Here is an 18,327-nt window from a genome sequence, read left to right on the forward strand (position 1 = left end):
GGGATGGTCTGGCTATCCCTCGCAGCGTCCCCCTGGTGTTGTGACGATCGTCAAGGGTCTACAACGGTTTGAAGGCATTTTCTTAGGTTGGAAAATGACTTTCCCCTGACTTGTGTGTACACGGTAGCAGCGAGTGGGGAGAGACTGCTTCCCTATCAGCTCAAGTCGTTCCACGATCGGTTTCCATTCAATTGGGTTCCCCAGCGAGTGGGGAGCTAACGCGGTCAATCCCGTTTTCTGTACATCCAGCAACGTTTCCATTCAATTGGGTTCCCCAGCGAGTGGGGAGCAGATACCCAACTGTTGATTTTTTTACCCTTTGTACGTTGGTGTTTCCATTCAATTGGGTTCCCCAGCGAGTGGGGAGTTAAATCCTTTTGATTTTTCTCACATAGTCTTTACCTTGTTTCCATTCAATTGGGTTCCCCAGCGAGTGGGGAGTGGTTTGGCGGTTGGTTGTCAAGGGTGTCCGGTACGCTTGGGTTTCCATTCAATTGGGTTCCCCAGCGAGTGGGGAGGATGCCAACAACAACGTATTACTCGGGGCGTCATTTGCCCTGGTTTCCATTCAATTGGGTTCCCCAGCGAGTGGGGAGCTGAGCAAATCCCTGATCACCTGATCACAACATTGATTGGGTTTCCATTCAATTGGGTTCCCCAGCGAGTGGGGAGGGTACCCCTATTAAACCCAATCTCCATCGGACTTTCAACCCCCATTTGCGAACCTCAGCCAAAATCCCCTCCCAAACCCCGATCGACCCTCCAAAAAAATCCCCGAAACCCTTACCCCACAACCCATCGAAGCTCCCAACACAAAATCAACCTTTCAGCCCCCTTCCCCCCAGCGTCGCAACCCCAACCCCAGACAACGTAAAAAGTTGCATAGCTTCCGCAGCAACTCGAAATACCTTTGCCAAAATCAGCATACCGAACCGCATCACCCAAGCTGCCATGGCAAACCGATCGCAAGGCTTCCTCAAACTCGAATTCTACATCCGCAACGAACACCCCCAACTCCTCCAGGGCCTCGACCTCTGGCTCCAACTCGGCCTCCTCACCGAAGCTCAAATCCATAAATTCGCCCGCAACCAACTCACCTGCGATCGGCCTATCCCCGAACCCCAACCCACCCCCGATCGCAGCCCCATCCCCGCCGCCGATCTACGCGGCGAATTCATCCTCACCCCCTCACCCACCCACCCCCTTACCCCACCCACCCCCAAACCCCCCAGACCCCAAACCGGCCTCAGCCAACTCCTCACCCGCCTCATGGCCGAGATCGCCGTCGTCTGGCTCCTCTTCCTCGGCGTCTTCCTCGTCGTCATCTCCTCCGCCGTCCTCGCCGCCGCCCAATGGCAAAACGTCACCCCGATCGGCCAATACGCCATCCTCTGGGCCTACACGATCGCCTTCGGAGCCGTCGGCTGGTACACCGCCCAAAACCCCAGCCTGCGCCTCACCAGCCGCATGCTCCAAATCACCACCCTCCTAATCATCCCCGTCAACTTCTGGATGATGGACGGCTTCCGACTCTGGAATAGCCCCCCCGGCTGGGCCATGGTGATTTTCTCAGCCATCACCCTCTCGTTATTGCAATTTCAACTCCTCCGCACCAGTCCCCGTCTCACCTGGCTCAACAGCAGCCTCCTCAGTTGGCTCAACTGGGGCTGGGCCATCCCCGGCATCCCCCTCACCGCCACCTACACAGGCATCCTCGGCACCACCGCCCTCCAACTACGCACCCTCCCACCCTCATCACCCCCCTCACCCTCATCACCCTCTACCCCATCCACCCCCGACCTCGGCAAACTCACGATCGCCTTCGCCACCCTCCTCCTGATCGGACGCGCCACCCTCGCCGCCCAGATCCCCCTCAGCCACTTCGGCCTTGGCCTAGGACTCTGCGGCTGGCTGCTGATCCAACAAAACCGCAGCCTCCCCCGACCCCTCTGGGCCCAGGCAGGTGCAGGACTGCTCAGCTTCGGTTGGCTCGTCGCCGTCACCGATGGCCAACTCTGGCAAGCCCTCGGCTGTAGCCTCCTAGGACTCCTCCTGCTCTGGCAACGCCTTGTGCGATCGTGGCGCAACCAAGAAACCGTCGCCCTCATCATCGTCGGCCTGCAAACCTATAGCCTCCTGCGCGTCCTCTTTCCCCCCAGCCTGCGCAGTTCCATCCTCGCCACGATCGCCCGCTGGGCCAACCTCGAACTGGGAGCCTGGGAACTCACCGGCCTCGGCTTCTTCGCCAGCCTCCTCGGCCTGATCGCCTTCGCCCAATACCTCCAACGCCAAAACCAACCCCACCTCGCCCTCCTCACCCAAAAAATCACCCTCGCCTGGGGCATCACCCTCGCCCTCCCCGGCCTCTTCAACCCCCTCATCCGGGCCATCTACTTCACCCTCTCCGCCCTCTGCCTCGGCATTGCACTCTACCTACGATCGCGCCAAACCAGCCCCATCCCCCCCTGGAGAATCCACACCACCCACAGCATCAGCATTCTCGCGGGCCTCTCCTGGATCATCTGGGCCACCCCCAATCTAGACAGCACCGTCTGGGCCACAATCTTCCTCGCAGGCATGGTCGTCGAGTGGGCACTCTGCCTCCGCACCCAAGGCCCCTGGCAAACCAGCACCTGGTACATGGGCCTCGGCTTCGCTACGATCGGGTACGTCTTGCTGAACATTGCCCTTTGGACCGACGCCAGCAACCCCTACTGGAGCCTCAGTTGGCTAGCAGCTCCCATCATGCTCTGGCTCCTGGCCCGATCGCGCCGCTTCCCCCAACCCAGACAAGCCAGCGCCCTCAGCGTCCTCGCCCTCGTCCTAGCACCGGGACTCACCCGCTTCGCCCTCGATCCGTTCCTCCTCTGTACCGCGATCGTCACCCCCTTAATGGCCCTCAACGCCAAAATCCTCCGCAACCTCCTTCCCGTCGCCCTCACCCTCGGCGCAGCCATGACCAGCCTCAGTGCAGGCTTCTTTAAACTGAATATCGTCTGGTTTAACGACTGGCTCTTCGTGTGGTGCACAGCATTGTCGATCGGGCTGTGGCTCCTGCGGCAACTCTGTCTGCGATCGACCAGACGCGATCCCTCCACTAGCACTTCTACTAGCACTTCTACTAGTACTTCCGCCGATAATCCCACTAGCAATCCTAAAAGCACTTCTCCAAACACCATTCTCACCGTTTTCCAAACACCCCCAGGCCAACCCTTACCCGTTCTCTACGCCAGAGCCGCCAACGGTTGGGCGATCGGCATCACCGCCTTTGTCATCCTGATTTTGACCCTACTTGCAGCCTATGCCTTTACTGTGACCTACCCGCAAAGCATTCCCAACCAATTCCTCATTGCAACCGGATTAGTCCTCATCGGCATCGGACTGCGCCTGACCCAAGGCATCACCACCCTGGCTCTCCTGGGGTTGGGCTGGACGATCGAACTCGCGATCGCCTTCCTCGCCGAACTGACCCATGCGCCCCTCGAAATGCGGATTATTGGTAACCTCGCGATCGCCTGGGTCACGCAAATTGCCGGGGATGGAACCCTAGCCCTCCGCCGCGATCGCATTGCCCAACTAGCTTGGCGATCAGCCTTCCATTGGTTCCCCCTCAGCTTTGCCAGCTTTGCCCTGCTCCTTATCCACCTGCAATTCACCGAATTCACCGGACTGTGGACGATCGTGGCCACCATCCCATTCCTCAGCGTGGGTCGTCGCCAATCTTCCCTCAAAGCGCTGAGCTATCTCGGCATCATTGGCTTTTCCGTTGGAGCCTACGAATTACTGCTCTATCAAATCTCCCAAGCCCCTCCCGGCGGCCAAGTCGGAGACGCCGTCATTCTCCTCGCCGGACTCGCCACCACCCTGACGATCGGCTATCGACTCCTACTACGGCCCCTGGTCAACTACAGCCACCTCAGCAGCTCCGAAATCACCGCCCTGATGCATCTCCATTGGGGCCTCGGCACACTGTTGGCCATCCTGGCATTGCCCTTACCCCACAGCGTCACCGCAGGCTACGGCTGGGCTGGACTCATGGCCGCGCTGGCCGTCCAAGCCATCAGCCAAGGGCGACAGGTGCGAGACTGGACCTATCCCGGTGTCCTCCAAGCTTGGGCCGCGATCGGGTATCTTCTCTACCAGTGGTTGCCCGATGCCATCCTGTGGAATTGGGGTGGCGCGATCGCGACCCTCGTCGCGGCTGTGACCTATGCCATTCCCTGGCGGCGCTGGGGCTGGGACGATCGGCCATGGCAACACTGCGCCTTGAGTTTACCCACCGCAGTTCCATTGCTCACTGCGTTAACGATTAACGTGCCCAGCTTGTTAATCACCGGCGGTTTCTATGCCGGATTCGCCGCTGTCACCCAGCAAATTCGCGTGAGTTATCTCGGCTTACTCTTTGCCGTTTGGGGACTGTTTCGACTCTTCATGCAATGGCAATTCCAAGATCCGCTGTGGTACGTGTCCGTTGTGAGTTTGAGCCTGTTGTATATCGTGCAGGTAGACCCCAGCCTCCGATCGCAGGCGGACAAAGAAAAACGCCATTGGATTCGCTGTTTAGCCGTCGGCTTATTCTGTGCAACTGCCTTTTTACAATCGGAACAAAGTTGGCTAGAAGGCTTACTGACGATCGGCCTAGGGCTAGGACTGATCTTCGCCGGACTGGGCTTGCGGGTCAGAGCCTACCTCTACGTGGGAACGGTAATGTTTATGCTAAAAGTCCTGCGGCAACTTTGGCTGTTCATTAGCGACTATTCCCTCCTCCTCTGGGGCTTGGGCATTCTGGTCGGGTTGCTACTAATCTGGATTGCCGCCACCTTCGAAGCCCGTCGCAGCCAAGCGATCGCCTTTGTGCAATACTGGGTCAACGAACTCGATGCCTGGGAGTAGTCCATGATCCCCACCTTGCGTCTCTACGGTTTACTCATTTTTGGGGCAGCTATCACCACCCTATTCGCGCTACTTTGGCCGGGAAAAGGGGGCTTGGGATTGGCGTTACTGTTGCTGCTGCTATACGATGTAGCAATCCTAGCAGCCATGGTGATGGATGGTATTCGCAGTCGATCGCAGCGGGTTGAGGTAATCCGTCAGCCGATCTCCCGGCTCTCGATCGGACGGGATAATCCCATCACCCTAACGGTTTGTGCTAAAAATAGTGGCGCGATCGTGCAAATTCGCGATACCTATCCCCGTCAGCATTTCAGCGTTTCCCAGGCAACCCTAGAAGCCAGCCTCGCTCCCCAGGAAACCCTGGATCTCACCTACCAGGCCAAACCCACCTATCGCGGGTCTTACACCTGGGGCAAAATTGCTGTGCGACAACTGAGCGGCTGGAAATTGCTGTGGATGGATTGGACGGTGGCGGAATCGACCCCGGTGGAGGTCTTCCCAGATCTGATTGGGCTCCGATCTCTCTCAATTCGGCTGGCACTCCAGGCAACGGGCAACCTCCGGCAAAATCGCCGCATCGGCATGGGCACGGAATTTGCAGAACTGCGGGACTATGCCACGGGGGACGATCCCCGGCTCATCGACTGGAAAGCCACCGCACGGCGCGATCGCCCCTTGGTGCGCGTCCTAGAACCGGAGCAGGAACAAACGCTGATTATCCTGCTCGATCGGGGGCGGTTGATGACAGCCCAGGTGAATGGGTTACAACGCTTCGACTGGGGCTTAAATGCCACCCTATCCCTGGCGTTAACGGCCTTGAAACGGGGCGATCGGGTGGGCGTAGGCGTCTTCGATCGGGCCTTGCACACCTGGATTCCGCCGCAACGGGGCGATCGGCAACTCACGCAATTACTCGAACGACTCACCCCCATCCAACCGGATTTCATCGAACCCGATTATCTCGGCACTATCAACACCGTCACCCAACAACAACATCGCCGTGCCCTCGTGGTGATGATTACAGATATTGTCGATGAGATTGCATCAATGGAATTGCTCAATGCCATGGGACGGTTAGCCCCCCGATACTTACCCTTCTGCGTTGCGCTGCGGGATAGCCAAATCGATCGCCAAGCCCACGAATTTAGCAGCGAAGTCGCAGAAAACTATGCCCGTGCCGTCGCATTAGATCTGATCAACCAGCGGCAAGTGGCCTTTGCGAAGTTGAAGCAAAAAGGCGTATTAGTCTTAGACGCCCCAGCGGATCAAATAACCGATCAACTCATCGACCGCTACCTACAACTCAAGCTCCGTAATCAGCTTTAGTGCGATCGTGCTCGGTTGTCCCCGTGGCAAGAACGACACCCAATGACGACAACGTCCATCGCACAATCAAAATTAATCCTTACAATTCCTGCCGGATGGCTTGAAGATCAGAGTCAGTTCTGATATGCATGGATTACCAATTTAAGTGATTGCAGTGATTGCAGGAGTGTAGATCTCCATGAGTACCTTACGTGTCGGAGTTGCAGGCCCCGTCGGTTCCGGAAAAACCGCCCTCGTCGAAGTCCTGTGCAAACGATTGCGCGATCGCTATCAACTCGCCGTCGTCACCAACGATATCTACACCCAAGAAGACGCCCAATTCCTCGTCCGCAGCCAAGCCCTCAACGCCGATCGTATCCTCGGGGTCGAAACCGGGGGTTGTCCCCACACCGCCATCCGCGAAGACGCCTCCATGAACCTCGCCGCGATCGAAGACTTGGAACAACGCTTTCAAACCCTCGACATTATCTTTGTCGAGAGCGGTGGTGACAATTTGGCAGCAACCTTCAGCCCCGAACTGGTTGACCTGACCATTTATGTGATTGATGTCGCGGGTGGTGACAAAATTCCCCGTAAAGGTGGCCCCGGCATTACCAAATCCGATCACCTCGTTATTAATAAAATCGATCTTGCCCCCTACGTCGGCGCTAGCTTGGATGTGATGGATCGCGATGCCCGCCGGATGCGCGGTGACAAACCCTTCAGCTTTACCAACCTCAAAACCCAGGAAGGACTTGATCCCATCATTCAATTTATTACCTCCCACCTCCACCCCCAAGCCCTCTCCCCCACGATCGCGTGACCCGATCGCGGAACCCAAGCACAGAACCCGATCGCGGAACCCGATCGCCCATTGTTGCGGTCTTTCCAGAAATATTGCAGTAAGTCGCAATATTTCAATAAATGCAAAGTAAGGCTAGACAATTAACCGTACTTGCACAGGGGATACAGATCACAAACTCTCCGTGATTTAGGTTGCATTTCATACCAGAAACCTAGGGGTTTGGTGTACCTAGATACATTTTTGCAGGATATGCGGTTCTAGCATGTTGGAGATGCGACCTCGGTCAGTCATGTTCTGCATCTTGATTTCAATCCCCTTGTGAGGAGCAAGTTCAAACAATGACAAAGCAATTTGGGCGGCGTGAGTTTATCCTGTTTAGCTCCGCCACAGCAGGTAGTTTGCTGCTGAAAGCTTGTTCAGCCCCCACCACCACCACAAGCTCTACCACCTCTCCAGGAGCTTCCCCCGCAGCCAGTGGCAGTGGCAACACCATTAAAGTTGGCATCCTTCACTCCCTCAGCGGCACAATGGCCATCTCTGAAAAGAGCGTTGTAGATGCTGAACTGCTCGCGATCGAAGAAATCAACAAAGCCGGTGGTGTGCTCGGTAAGCAAATTGAACCGATCACGGAAGACGGTCAATCCACTTGGCCGACCTTTGCTGAAAAAGCCAAGAAGTTGATCGACCAAGACAAAGTGGCTACGGTCTTTGGCTGCTGGACCTCTGCCAGCCGTAAAGCCGTTCTGCCCGTATTCGAGTCCAAGAAGCACCTGTTGTGGTACCCGGTGCAATACGAAGGACAGGAATGCTCCAATAACGTGTTCTACACCGGAGCTGCCCCCAACCAACAGATCGAACCCTCCGTGGATTGGCTGCTGGAAAACAAGGGTAAAGACTTCTTCCTCGTTGGGTCTGACTACGTCTTCCCCCAAACCGCCAACACGATTATTAAGGCGCAACTGGCGGCTAAGGGTGGCAAGACCGTGGGTGAAGACTACATTCCCCTCGGCAACACCGAAGTCAAGCCTGTAATCGCCAAAATCAAAGCGGCCCTTCCCAATGGGGGCGTGATTTACAACACCCTGAACGGAGACACCAACGTTGCTTTCTTTAAGGAAATGCAAGCCGCAGGCATGGGGCCGGATAAATATCCCACCATGTCCGTCAGTATTGCGGAAGAAGAAGTACAGGCGATCGGGGTGTCCTACCTGAAGGGCCATTACGCTGCCTGGAACTACTTCCAAACCGTAGATACCCCCGCCAGCAAGAAGTTTGTGGAAGCGTTCAAAGCCAAGTACGGTGCAAACCGTGTGGTGAACGATCCCATGGAAGCGGCCTACATCATGGTCTACCTCTGGAAGCAGGCGGTGGAAAAAGCAGGCACCTTTGAAGATCTTGACAAGGTGAAGAAGGCGGCCTACGGTCAAACCTTTGATGCACCGGAAGGGAAGGTAACCCTGGAATCCAACCACCACCTATCGAAGTTTGTGCGGATTGGGGAAGTGGCGGAAGATGGTCTGTTCAAGATCGTCTTCGAAACCAAGGAAGCCGTCAAACCCGTGCCCTGGAACCAGTTCGTTGCGGAAACGAAGGGCTTCTCCTGCGACTGGTCTGATCCAGCGAAGGGTGGCAAATTCAAGGCTGCCTAATCGTCTGATGGGTTAGTCATGTGATGGATTAGTCATATGACAGGTTGAGCGATCGTAGTATTCGCTAAGCAAATGTATTGCAGGCATCTCTGCGATCGCTCAGATCCGTAAACAATAACGACTGATGCCTCTCTCCACTCAATTCCAAGCTAATTCGGAGTTGATATGGGAGGGGCATTCCAGTCTGCATCCAGTTCTTCCGTATCGAGTTCTTCCGTTTTGAGGAGGATAGGCTTTTGTTCTCTGGTTTGCTTGATGCAATTTTTGGTGGACTCAGCAATGGGTCAGTGTTGCTCCTAGCGGCACTGGGCTTAGCGATCGTCTTTGGCTTGATGGGTGTGATTAACATGGCCCACGGCGAATTGATGATGCTGGGAGCCTACACAACTGTGGTGGTTCAAAATGCATTGAAAGGAACCCCCCTATTCGATTTCTACATCTTTCCAGCCATCCTTGCTGCATTCATTGTTACCGCTTTGTTTGGATTGGTCTTGGAACGGGGTGTCGTGCGCTTTCTCTACGGACGACCGTTGGAGACCTTGCTCGCCACCTGGGGGGTCAGCTTGATTTTGCAGCAGTTTGTCCGCAGTGTCAGTTGGCAGTTTGTCATTGGCATTGGTGTCTTCTGCGCCGTTTTCTTTGGCATCCAACTGCTGTTTAGCAAAACTCCCCTCAGCGATCGGATGCTGCAAAATCGCCTGCTGTCGATCGGGGCCTTGGGGCTGGATGCCTTGCTATCTGCCGCCGCTGCGTTTGTGGTGACCCAACTGACGGGCGTCCTTGGGCTTCAGATCCTGCTCGCGATCGGCGTCTTGGTTTTGTTGGGCTATCGCAGCTGGAAAAGTTTGCCGCAACGGAACGAAGATTGGATCGGTGAACGCTTAAGTCGCATTGCCTTCATTGCCGCAGCGGCCTTGGCGTGGAATATTAGTGATTACTGGGGCAAAGTCCAGACCACCTGGGTTCGTCCTTGGTTTGGCAACCAGGGGCAAAACGTGACGGCTCCCACTTGGTTGCGGGGGCGTTGGGATATCCAAATCGGCGATATCCAATCGGGCTTACCCTACCGCGATGCCTTCATCATTGTCCTGTCCCTGGCAGCCTTAACAGCGGTTTATTTATTTCTCAATAAAACCGATTGGGGTTTACGCATTCGATCGGTGACGCAAAATCGGGGCATGAGTGCTTGCTTGGGGATTCCAACCGAGCGGGTGGATGCACTGACCTTTGCCTTGGGATCGGGCTTGGCGGGGATCGCCGGGTGTGCCGTCAGTTTGCTGGGTTCCGTCAGCGCGAACACTGGACAAACCTACATTGTGGATACCTTCATGGTGGTTGTGGTTGGTGGTGTTGGTAAGTTGGTTGGCAGTATTGTGGCGGCACTGGTGCTCGGGGTGTCTAACTACATCATTGGTTCCGGGAGTCTGGTCACGTTGTTTAAACCGATCGCGCCCGTTTCAGGATTCTTTGAGTTTTTCTCAACCATCAGTATGGCGAAAGTATTGGTCTTTGCCTTAATTATTGTCTTTCTGCAAATTCGTCCGGCGGGGCTCTTTCCCCAGAAAGGCCGAACGGTTGATGCTTAGACTGGATACCCAGACTGGATGCCAGACTGGATGCCAGACTGGATGCTTAGACTTCTATTGATGACTTCTTGGATGTAGCCGTGCAAACCATCGTTGAAAAATCACCGAAAACACCTCCTCCTGGCAAGTCTCGATCGCGGCTTTGGGTGGAAGCAGCCATTGTGGCAGGACTTGCGATCGCTGTTTTGGTTTTGATTCCAGGCATTTTAAACATTACGGGTCAGTCCTTCCGGGTGGGATTGCTGGGGCGCTTCATGGCCTTGGCGATCGCGGCACTGGGCATTGACCTGATCTGGGGCTATACCGGCATTCTCAGCTTGGGCCATGGGTTATTTTTTGCCCTAGGGGGCTATGCCCTGGCGATGTATTTGCAGTTGCAAATTCCAGCAGGCCAGTTGCCGGAGTTCATCACGCTCTACGGGGGGACGGAATTACCCCTGTTATGGAAACCGTTTTATTCGTTGCCGTTTACCCTGTTTGCGGTGATGGTGATTCCCGCCTTGTTAGCCGCTGTGTTGGGCTACTTGGTCTTCCGTAACCGGATTCGGGGGGTCTATTTCTCCATCCTGACCCAGGCGGCACTGATTGTTTTCTTCAATTTCTTTAACGGTCAGCAGAAACTGATCAACGGGACTAACGGATTAAAAACGGATACCGCCACGCTTTTTGGCCAAGTGGTCAGTTCCGCTCCGGTGCAAGGGACGTTCTATTTTCTAACCGTCGTCTTTTTAGTCGCTGCCTATGCCCTCTGCCGCTGGCTCACCAGTGGTCGCTTTGGCAAATTGCTCGTGGCGATTCGGGATGATGAGCCTCGGGTGCGCTTTTCGGGCTATAACCCCACGGCCTTTAAGGTCTTGGTCTTTGCGGTATCGGCAGCGTTGGCCGGAATTTCCGGGGCGTTGTATACCGTGCAGTCGGGGATCATTACGCCCAATGCCATGGACATTGGTTTTTCGATCGAAATGGTGATTTGGGTCGCCGTGGGCGGTCGGGCAACCTTAGCGGGCGCAATCCTGGGGACGTTGGTCGTCAACTTTGCCAAGAGCTTGCTCAGTGAACAATTTTCGGCAGTGTGGCAGTTTTTCCAAGGGGCGTTGTTCCTCTTAGTCGTGACGGCTCTGCCCGATGGCATTGTGGGCTGGCTGGTGACCCAAGGGCGCGACGGGTTGCGATCGCTGTTGGGCCGCACGGAAATCATGACCTATCCCAGTTTAGAAACCGATCCGGAAGTGCAATATGAGCGGGAAACTCTTGGAAATCGAAAATCTGACGGTTAGTTTTGATGGCTTCAAAGCCTTGAAAAACCTCAACTTCAGCATGGATGCTGGGGAATTGCGCGTGGTGATCGGGCCGAATGGGGCGGGTAAAACGACCTTTTTGGATGTGATCACGGGCAAGGTGCAACCGACCACGGGCAATGTCCGGTTTAAAGGTCGCGATCTGCGCAAAATGCCGGAATTCGCGATCGCCCAGTTTGGCGTGGGCCGCAAGTTCCAAACCCCACGGGTTTATCTCAACCTGTCCGTGCGGGACAACATGGAACTGGCCTACAACAAGCAAAAAAGCCTCTGGAAAACGCTGTTGGGTAAACCGAAGGTGGGCGATAAGGATGCGATCGCGCAACTGTTGGTAACCGTGGGGTTGCTGGCCAAGGCGAAGAGCCCAGCGGCATTGTTATCCCACGGAGAAAAGCAACGGTTGGAAATTGGCATGTTGGTGGCGCAGTCCCCTGACTTGTTGCTGGTGGATGAGCCGGTTGCAGGGCTGACCGATGAGGAAACGGAAAAGGTCGGTGATCTGCTTTTGGCTCTCTCCGCCCACCATTCCATTTTGGTCATTGAACATGACATGGAATTTGTCCGCCAGATTGCCCGCAAAATCACGGTGCTCCATGAGGGGACGGTGCTTTGTGAGGGGACGATGGATGAGGTGCAGTCCGATCCTCGGGTGATTGAGGTCTACCTGGGGAACCAAGAGGAAGACGAGGACTAGAAAGCCCCAGGACGGGTCAGGTCAAGCGCATTCGATCGCAAAGGAATGCGATCGCACAAGGTTCGATTGCAAGAGGAAACAATCACCATGCAAGCAGAGAGTCAGGTTTTAAGGAATGTGGGTCAGGCGGGGATCCCGCCCACGCTCCAGGTGTCCAATCTGAATGTTTACTATGGCGAAAGTCACATTCTGCGCAATGTGGATATGCGGGTGCAACCGGGCCAAATGGTCTGTCTGATTGGCCGCAATGGGGTGGGCAAAACGACGCTGTTAAAAACGGTGATGGGGGTGCTGAAGGCCCGCAGTGGTTCCGTTCAGTTTAATGGACAGGCCATTGGGCAAGCCTCGCCCGATCGCCGTGCCAGGATGGGCATTGGCTATGTGCCCCAGGGTCGGGAAATTATTCCGAAGTTGACGGTGAAGGAAAATTTGCTGATTGGCTTGGAGGCGTTGGGCGGTCGCTATCCCCGATCGAAGGACATTCCCGATGACATTTTTGAGCTATTTCCTGTGCTGAAGAAGATGTTGGGGCGCATGGGCGGGGACTTGAGTGGGGGCCAACAGCAGCAGTTGGCGATCGCGCGGGCGCTGATGGGTAGGCCGCAACTCCTGGTGCTGGATGAACCGACGGAGGGGATCCAACCCTCGATTATTCTGGATATTGAGGATGCGGTGCGTCGGGTTGTGGAAACGCGGGGGATTTCGGTGCTGTTAGTGGAGCAGCATTTGCACTTTGTCCGTAAGGCGGATTGGTACTACGCCATGCAGAAGGGGGGCATTGTGGCGTCTGGGCCGACCAGTGAACTGAGCAAGGCTGTGATTCAGCAGTTCCTAGCCGTCTAATGGGCCAGGACAGGACTGCTTCGCCCCAGGGGCTACCCTTTTGTATGGGGGGATGGGTTCTTGGGGTGAGCTGTGCTTGGGGTGGCCTGTGCTTGGGGGAAAATATGCTAGCTATCATAAAAAGCAATGGAAGATTTTCCGTACTGCATAACTCACTGGTTGTAGGTAGTAGATGTAGATCGAAGTTTAGATTCAACCTTTATGAAACGTCTCCCTACCCAGTTGTTGGCGCTGCTGTCCTTTGCAGTCATGGCGATTACCGTCAGTGAAGCGGCTTTTGCCCAGTCTAATCGGCCCACTCGCAAGCCGCCCACTCGCCCACCCGTTTCCGTCGATCGCCCGTTTTGTTACATTGAAATTCCGGGGCAGGGGATTCGGAGCCTCGATCGGGAGTGCAAGGTGGAGACTGGGTCGTTAAAGCTGATTGATCTGTCGATCGATCGAAATCAGGATGGCGTTTCGGATGAGCTATTGGCGGAGATGCGCAAGTTTGATCAAGATATGCGGAATGTGAAGTCTCCTGAAGATTTTGAGAGAACGATGCAACGGTTCGAAAGTCGCTTGCCCTATTCCAGCCAAGTGCGGCAGTTACAAGCCCAGCAACGCCAGCTTCAGCAGTATCTTGGAACGGTTCGTAGCGAAACACAAATGCAGTTGGTGTATCGTCAGTTGGAATCGATTCAACAACGCATTTATCAAGATCCGAGTTATACCCGAGTGCAACAGGCAATGAATAAGGTTTATTCTGTAATCCATAAAAGACGTTAATGGATTCAGCAATGGGAATTTATTCGAAGCGCATACACGGGTTTTAGCGATCGGGTTTTAGCGATCGGGTTTTAGGGACAGATAAACTTGGGAGACTGGAAGGCGATCGGGTACGGGTATCATTTGACACCCGATCGATTTTTGTAAATACGGATTGACAGGGGTCTGCTTTCTTCGTAATCTAGCTTTTCATAGCGGTTCCGTGGACATCCTTCTTTCAGTTTGGCTTACGATTGACGGTACGGTATGAAGCACGGGGCCGCTGGGATCCTGAAAATTTAGGGCACTACCCTTTGTTGTGGGAGCAACTCCGGGTAGCTATTCCCCCTCGCTGCGTGAACAGCAAGGAGGCTTGTTGAGAATTTTAACATTCGATCGAGCCACTCTTGTTTGTGATGTCAAACGGGGTGGCTCTAAATTTTTGGGCTTCTTTAGATGCCCTCATCCCCGGTTATTCTCCCGCAGGAGCAGGGAGAATGTGATCGGCTTCCCTCTACCTCTGGGAGGGGGTTAGGGTGAGGGCAAAGACTCACTACAAGGAGAAGCTCAGTTATGGCAAAAGGTTCTAGCGATCGGAGCGATCGTGAAGTTCAACCTGAGAAACAACGCTTGCAGATCCACTTAATTGGTCACAAGGAGTTCGTGCAGGATACGATTAATCAATTCCATGCCCATCGGATCGCCGATCGGATTCATTGGAGTCAACCGATGAAGATTGTGCATTCCGACGGGCAATACATCAGCATATTGAGTCGCGAACGGCTGCGATAACGGTTGCAGCATCAGTGTCCCGCAGGCTCATTAATGATCTAATGGACTGCGGACACCTCGGTCATCTCTCCGTCATTGATCTAAGGTACTTGAGTCAGAAGGTTTCCTAGATGCGATCAAACAGCCTGGGAAAATCAGGCATACATGACGCTAATCAGGAATGAAGTTGACTGGGTAGCACTACCTCTGAATCATAAGGGTGCCCAAAAGTTAGCTGTTAGAAACAGTAAACAGCCGGACAATATACCCGAACCGGAGTTATCTGTCTCGATCTAGGATAATAACATTACCCAGATTGGGGCGAATTAAATTGGATAACAGCTTATTTAGGTAGTTATCCGCTTAGAGCCATATATACTCATACTAGAAGTCCTTGGTAGGGACACAGCCAAAAGCTTGTCCGTCAATGTTTAAATTGAGTAAGCGTGTGATTAGTGAAGATGAATCTTTAAGGTTAGCAATGAAGTGATTGAGCGAGTCCTACTGAAATTATCTGGCACTGCAAAAAAGATACTGACAACGTTAGTGCTACATGGATGTTGGGAATCATAATTGCAGAAAACTTCTGCTATCTAGCAATTATCTGCAAGGCAACTATGGCTAAAAAGACTTATCAAGACAAAGATCGTGATTTGGAAGCTTTATTGAGAGACATTGAAGTCTGGTTCACTGGACAAGGCTATCAGACACAGACAAACAAAACAGACGGAACGTGGTTATTACAAGCTGCAAAAAATGAGACGTGGCGTAAAGCAGTTGGCGCATCCAGAGCATTCAACGTTCTGATTCAAGGGCAACCAAAAGATTTCTCAGTGGAACTCAGCACTGGTGAATGGGCATCGAATCTAACTGCTGGTGGTGTTGCGGCTGTACTGACGGGCGGAGCTACCTTGCTTGTTAGCGGGATTGCGGCAGGCTGGTCCAAGAAGATCGAAATCGATTTGTGGAATTTCATTGACCAGAAGGTCATGTTTGGCGAGAAATCTAAGTCTGTCCAGGAGCTAGCTGTTCTGAAAGCTCAAAGTTCTGCAGAAGAGAAACTCAAGCAGCTTAGTGATGCGTACAGCCAAGGTTTCATCGATGAAATTGCGTATAACGCAAAGAAATTAGAGCTCGAAGGTCAAATGCGGTCTACTCAGCAGGACGCTAAGACTGAGGAAAAATTGATGAAACTCAAAAGCTTGCTTGATGCAGGGATTCTGAGTCAAGGAGAATTTGAGATGAAGAAGTCTGAATTGATGCGAGAGTCTTCTAGTTCAGAATTGAACGCTCAAGTTTCCAAGCTCAATGCTGCCTTTGCTGCAGGAATTCTTACACAGGAGGAATATGAGAGCAAGAAGTCAGCAATTGAGAAAGAAGCCGAACTTACTAGCAGGATCAAACAGCTTGAGAATGCTAGAGATGCTGGTATTATTACCCGTGAGGAGTTTGATAAGAAGAAGCTAGCATTGTTAGTCTAGATGCCAAGGCTAAAATAAGTGTATTTGCGCTTACTCGTTTACTAACAAGTAAGCGCAATTGGATTAAATCCCTTAAAAGAGAATAACTCTGGGTTGTAGAACGCCCACATCTTAGAGGATGTGTTAGACAGAGTAAAACTAAAGAGGAAGCCCTTTCAAACATTAAGGAGGCTATCACAAGTATATTGCCACCTTAAAAGATTGTGCAGTCTCACGACCCTTCTACCGTAAAGGAAGCAATCAGTTGCCCATTCCGATAACCCGCAATTCTATTGATTCGTCCCTTGCGTCGCCCTGATTTGAGCCACTAAACCCGTTACCCAATTAGCCCATAGCCAGCAATACCATACTAGTTTCGCTTATCCATGGATAAGCGTACCATGGTCAAGCAGAGAGCATCTACTAACGTCTTTCCCAATCTACGTCCTAATTTTGCTAGCTTCAGCTTGAATTAATCAAACACTTCACAGACTTGATTTGATAGACTTGAGGCATCAATTAGGCTAAGTTGACCTATGACTATTGCAATTGATCCAGCAATTCAACAGAAGCCACTTAGCTTTGAAGAGTTTCTTGCTCGCTATGGCAGTGATAACCACTACGAGCTGATCGATGGCGAGGTATTTGATTTGGAACCCACAGGACTGCACAAAGAAGTTGCAGCCTTCATCACAACGAAGATCTGAGTCCAAATCGACAATGCAGGTCTACCTGGGTTCGTCCTTCAGCGGGGACTCTTGCGCCCCCATAAATAGGTAGCGCCGCTGACACAGCCCCTCACAATAACCCATCCCCTTCCGGCATCATCATTGCCCACTGGATTTTACAGAATCCTCTTTACTCGCTGGACTAGGACGCCGAAAACTCGCAATCAACAAACAAACAATCCCAATATTGATCATCATATCCGCCACATTAAACACCGGAAAATGAATCAACCGAAAATCTAAAAAATCCACCACATGACCATCAAACGCAAAGCGATCGATGCCATTCCCGATCGCACCACTAAACACCAAACTATAACCCGCCTGCTCCCAACGACTTAACCTCGGGCCAAAAAACGCCAACCCCATCAACCCTAAACTCACCGCCAGCGACAAAAACGGCAACCACCACGCCCCCCTAAAACTACTCCAAGCCGCCCCATCATTCCACACATGGGTCAAGTGAAACACCCCCGGAACGATCTCAATACTATGGCAAAACTCCAACGGCCAACCCTTTGGACATAACGGTAAATGATCCAATATCCACAACTTCGTCAGCCGATCGAGAATCAGACTGGAAATCGCTAGTAGCCAAAAGAACGGATTGCGCATAGGGACAGCCCATCAAAGGTTAGTAAAACACAGAACGGATTAGTAAAAGCACAGGTTAATAAAAGCACAGAGATTAGTAAAACATGGCACGACGAACCGCATAAGCCGCCAGAGCGATCGCGCAAACCACCGCCAACTGCCCCGGCAACAAATTCACCGAATAGGTCACGATTGCCTGCACGAACGGAACCTTACTCGCATCAGCCAACTTCAGACCATACACCGCACTGAGGTATAGCATCCCAGTTGCATGAATCGTTGCCAACCCACTCAAGCAACACACCGCCAACCATTCCAAACGTGGTGCCGCCCGAAACGCGAGATAGCCACAGAGCCAAGCCCCCGGCAGAAACCCCAACAGATATCCAAAGGTGGGTTCTCGCAGGTAACCAATGCCACCCCCATTCATAAAAAAGGGAAATCCCGCCAAGCCCAACCCCAGATAGGCAATTTGAGAAATCACCGCCGCATTCTTACCCCCCAAACAGCCCACCAGCAAAACAGCGCCAATCTGGTAATTCACACCCAAGAAATGCGCCGGAATGCCCTGCAAGCTCCAAGTCCAAGGCAAGCCCACGATCGAAGCCTTCAAAAAGTTACCCCCGATCGTCAGGAGCAACCCAATCAATGCCCATAGTAGTTCAGTCAACGTCACCACGAACCGTCACCACGCTTGTTCGTCCTAGGCTTACCCAAGCCCTCGGCAGGCCGGTAAAGCATTCTGTGCCCGTCCAAGCATTCTTCGCCTGTCAAAGCATTCTGTGAATTGTATCAGGCTAAGGCGGGCATCCGGTGCCCCAGGGGACAGAGTCCCCCCGCTCCCATAGCGGCTATTCCGTGGGCAAACTAGATCGCAAAATAGCCCTCGGAAATTCCTCTCGAGGTGACCCTGTCGCAGGCAATGTCGGGGACGCAGATCTGTATCATTAATTA

General features: G+C 53.3%; 13 protein-coding genes, 2 pseudogenes and 1 CRISPR repeat array. Of the genes and pseudogenes, 13 read left to right on the forward strand and 2 right to left on the reverse strand.

Translation table 11 applies throughout. From position 1 onward, the window contains the following. Window positions 1–105 precede the first annotated feature (105 nt). Window positions 106–672: direct repeats of the CRISPR family, unit length 36 nt; unit sequence GTTTCCATTCAATTGGGTTCCCCAGCGAGTGGGGAG. Between the two features lie 279 nt (window positions 673–951). The 13 genes and pseudogenes from H6G21_RS08045 to H6G21_RS08100 all read left to right on the forward strand — a co-directional run. Beyond that, window positions 952–4,893 (forward strand): hypothetical protein, encoded by a 3,942-nt coding sequence (locus H6G21_RS08045; RefSeq protein WP_190572503.1) that lies wholly within the window; start codon window positions 952–954, stop codon window positions 4,891–4,893. Window positions 4,894–4,896: 3 nt separating this feature from the next. Next, window positions 4,897–6,219: a DUF58 domain-containing protein gene (locus H6G21_RS08050; RefSeq protein ID WP_190572505.1), complete on the forward strand. Its 1,323-nt coding sequence runs from the start codon at window positions 4,897–4,899 to the stop codon at window positions 6,217–6,219. 178 nt (window positions 6,220–6,397) lie between these two features. Beyond that, window positions 6,398–7,021, forward strand: coding sequence for an urease accessory protein UreG (ureG, locus tag H6G21_RS08055; RefSeq protein ID WP_190572507.1), 624 nt, complete (start codon window positions 6,398–6,400; stop codon window positions 7,019–7,021). A gap of 320 nt (window positions 7,022–7,341) precedes the next feature. After that, complete coding sequence (gene urtA, locus H6G21_RS08060; RefSeq protein WP_190572509.1) at window positions 7,342–8,652, forward strand: urea ABC transporter substrate-binding protein; 1,311 nt, start codon at window positions 7,342–7,344, stop codon at window positions 8,650–8,652. Window positions 8,653–8,888: 236 nt separating this feature from the next. Continuing rightward, the gene (locus H6G21_RS08065) at window positions 8,889–10,238 is read left to right on the forward strand and encodes a branched-chain amino acid ABC transporter permease (RefSeq protein ID WP_190572511.1); all 1,350 of its coding nucleotides are present in this window, start codon (window positions 8,889–8,891) and stop codon (window positions 10,236–10,238) included. Window positions 10,239–10,327: 89 nt separating this feature from the next. Then, complete coding sequence (urtC, locus tag H6G21_RS08070; protein WP_190572857.1) at window positions 10,328–11,515, forward strand: urea ABC transporter permease subunit UrtC; 1,188 nt, start codon at window positions 10,328–10,330, stop codon at window positions 11,513–11,515. After that, a complete protein-coding gene (gene urtD / locus H6G21_RS08075) occupies window positions 11,475–12,230 on the forward strand; it encodes an urea ABC transporter ATP-binding protein UrtD (protein ID WP_190572513.1) in 756 nt (251 codons plus the stop codon). Before urtC ends, urtD begins: the two co-directional genes overlap by 41 nt. 87 nt (window positions 12,231–12,317) lie before the next feature. Next, window positions 12,318–13,073 carry an urea ABC transporter ATP-binding subunit UrtE gene (gene urtE, locus H6G21_RS08080; protein ID WP_190572515.1) on the forward strand — a complete coding sequence of 252 codons (756 nt, stop codon included), beginning with the start codon at window positions 12,318–12,320 and terminating at the stop codon, window positions 13,071–13,073. A gap of 201 nt (window positions 13,074–13,274) precedes the next feature. Next, window positions 13,275–13,841 (forward strand): hypothetical protein, encoded by a 567-nt coding sequence (locus H6G21_RS08085; RefSeq protein ID WP_190572517.1) that lies wholly within the window; start codon window positions 13,275–13,277, stop codon window positions 13,839–13,841. 552 nt (window positions 13,842–14,393) lie between these two features. Continuing rightward, entirely contained in the window at window positions 14,394–14,612 is a 219-nt protein-coding gene (locus tag H6G21_RS08090) for a hypothetical protein (protein ID WP_190570254.1), read from the forward strand. 596 nt (window positions 14,613–15,208) lie between these two features. Further along, complete coding sequence (locus H6G21_RS08095; RefSeq protein ID WP_190572519.1) at window positions 15,209–16,072, forward strand: SHOCT domain-containing protein; 864 nt, start codon at window positions 15,209–15,211, stop codon at window positions 16,070–16,072. A gap of 89 nt (window positions 16,073–16,161) precedes the next feature. Further along, window positions 16,162–16,370 (forward strand): annotated as a pseudogene (locus tag H6G21_RS26175) (type II toxin-antitoxin system HicB family antitoxin); the annotation flags it as partial. Between the two features lie 217 nt (window positions 16,371–16,587). Continuing rightward, window positions 16,588–16,818 (forward strand): annotated as a pseudogene (locus H6G21_RS08100) (Uma2 family endonuclease); the annotation flags it as partial. Window positions 16,819–16,878: 60 nt separating this feature from the next. Here H6G21_RS08100 and lspA read toward each other — a convergent pair. After that, window positions 16,879–17,394, reverse strand: coding sequence for a signal peptidase II (gene lspA, locus H6G21_RS08105; RefSeq protein WP_190572521.1), 516 nt, complete (start codon window positions 17,392–17,394; stop codon window positions 16,879–16,881). Window positions 17,395–17,467: 73 nt separating this feature from the next. After that, entirely contained in the window at window positions 17,468–18,049 is a 582-nt protein-coding gene (locus H6G21_RS08110; RefSeq protein ID WP_190572859.1) for a biotin transporter BioY, read from the reverse strand. Between the last annotated feature and the right edge of the window lie 278 nt (window positions 18,050–18,327).

Origin of the sequence: Alkalinema sp. FACHB-956, from assembly GCF_014697025.1 — a bacterium.
GTDB lineage: Bacteria > Cyanobacteriota > Cyanobacteriia > Leptolyngbyales > Leptolyngbyaceae > Alkalinema.

Excerpts from the sequence above, each read along its gene's own strand:
- H6G21_RS08045 (WP_190572503.1), top strand. The coding sequence starts at position 952 with ATGGCAAACCGATCGCAAGGCTTCCTCAAACTCGAATTCTACATCCGC.
- H6G21_RS08050 (WP_190572505.1), top strand. The coding sequence starts at position 4,897 with ATGATCCCCACCTTGCGTCTCTACGGTTTACTCATTTTTGGGGCAGCT.
- ureG (WP_190572507.1), top strand. The coding sequence starts at position 6,398 with ATGAGTACCTTACGTGTCGGAGTTGCAGGCCCCGTCGGTTCCGGAAAA.
- urtA (WP_190572509.1), top strand. The coding sequence starts at position 7,342 with ATGACAAAGCAATTTGGGCGGCGTGAGTTTATCCTGTTTAGCTCCGCC.
- urtD (WP_190572513.1), top strand. The coding sequence starts at position 11,475 with ATGAGCGGGAAACTCTTGGAAATCGAAAATCTGACGGTTAGTTTTGAT.
- urtE (WP_190572515.1), top strand. The coding sequence starts at position 12,318 with ATGCAAGCAGAGAGTCAGGTTTTAAGGAATGTGGGTCAGGCGGGGATC.
- H6G21_RS08085 (WP_190572517.1), top strand. The coding sequence starts at position 13,275 with ATGAAACGTCTCCCTACCCAGTTGTTGGCGCTGCTGTCCTTTGCAGTC.
- H6G21_RS08090 (WP_190570254.1), top strand. The coding sequence starts at position 14,394 with ATGGCAAAAGGTTCTAGCGATCGGAGCGATCGTGAAGTTCAACCTGAG.
- H6G21_RS08095 (WP_190572519.1), top strand. The coding sequence starts at position 15,209 with ATGGCTAAAAAGACTTATCAAGACAAAGATCGTGATTTGGAAGCTTTA.
- lspA (WP_190572521.1), bottom strand. The coding sequence starts at position 17,394 with ATGCGCAATCCGTTCTTTTGGCTACTAGCGATTTCCAGTCTGATTCTC.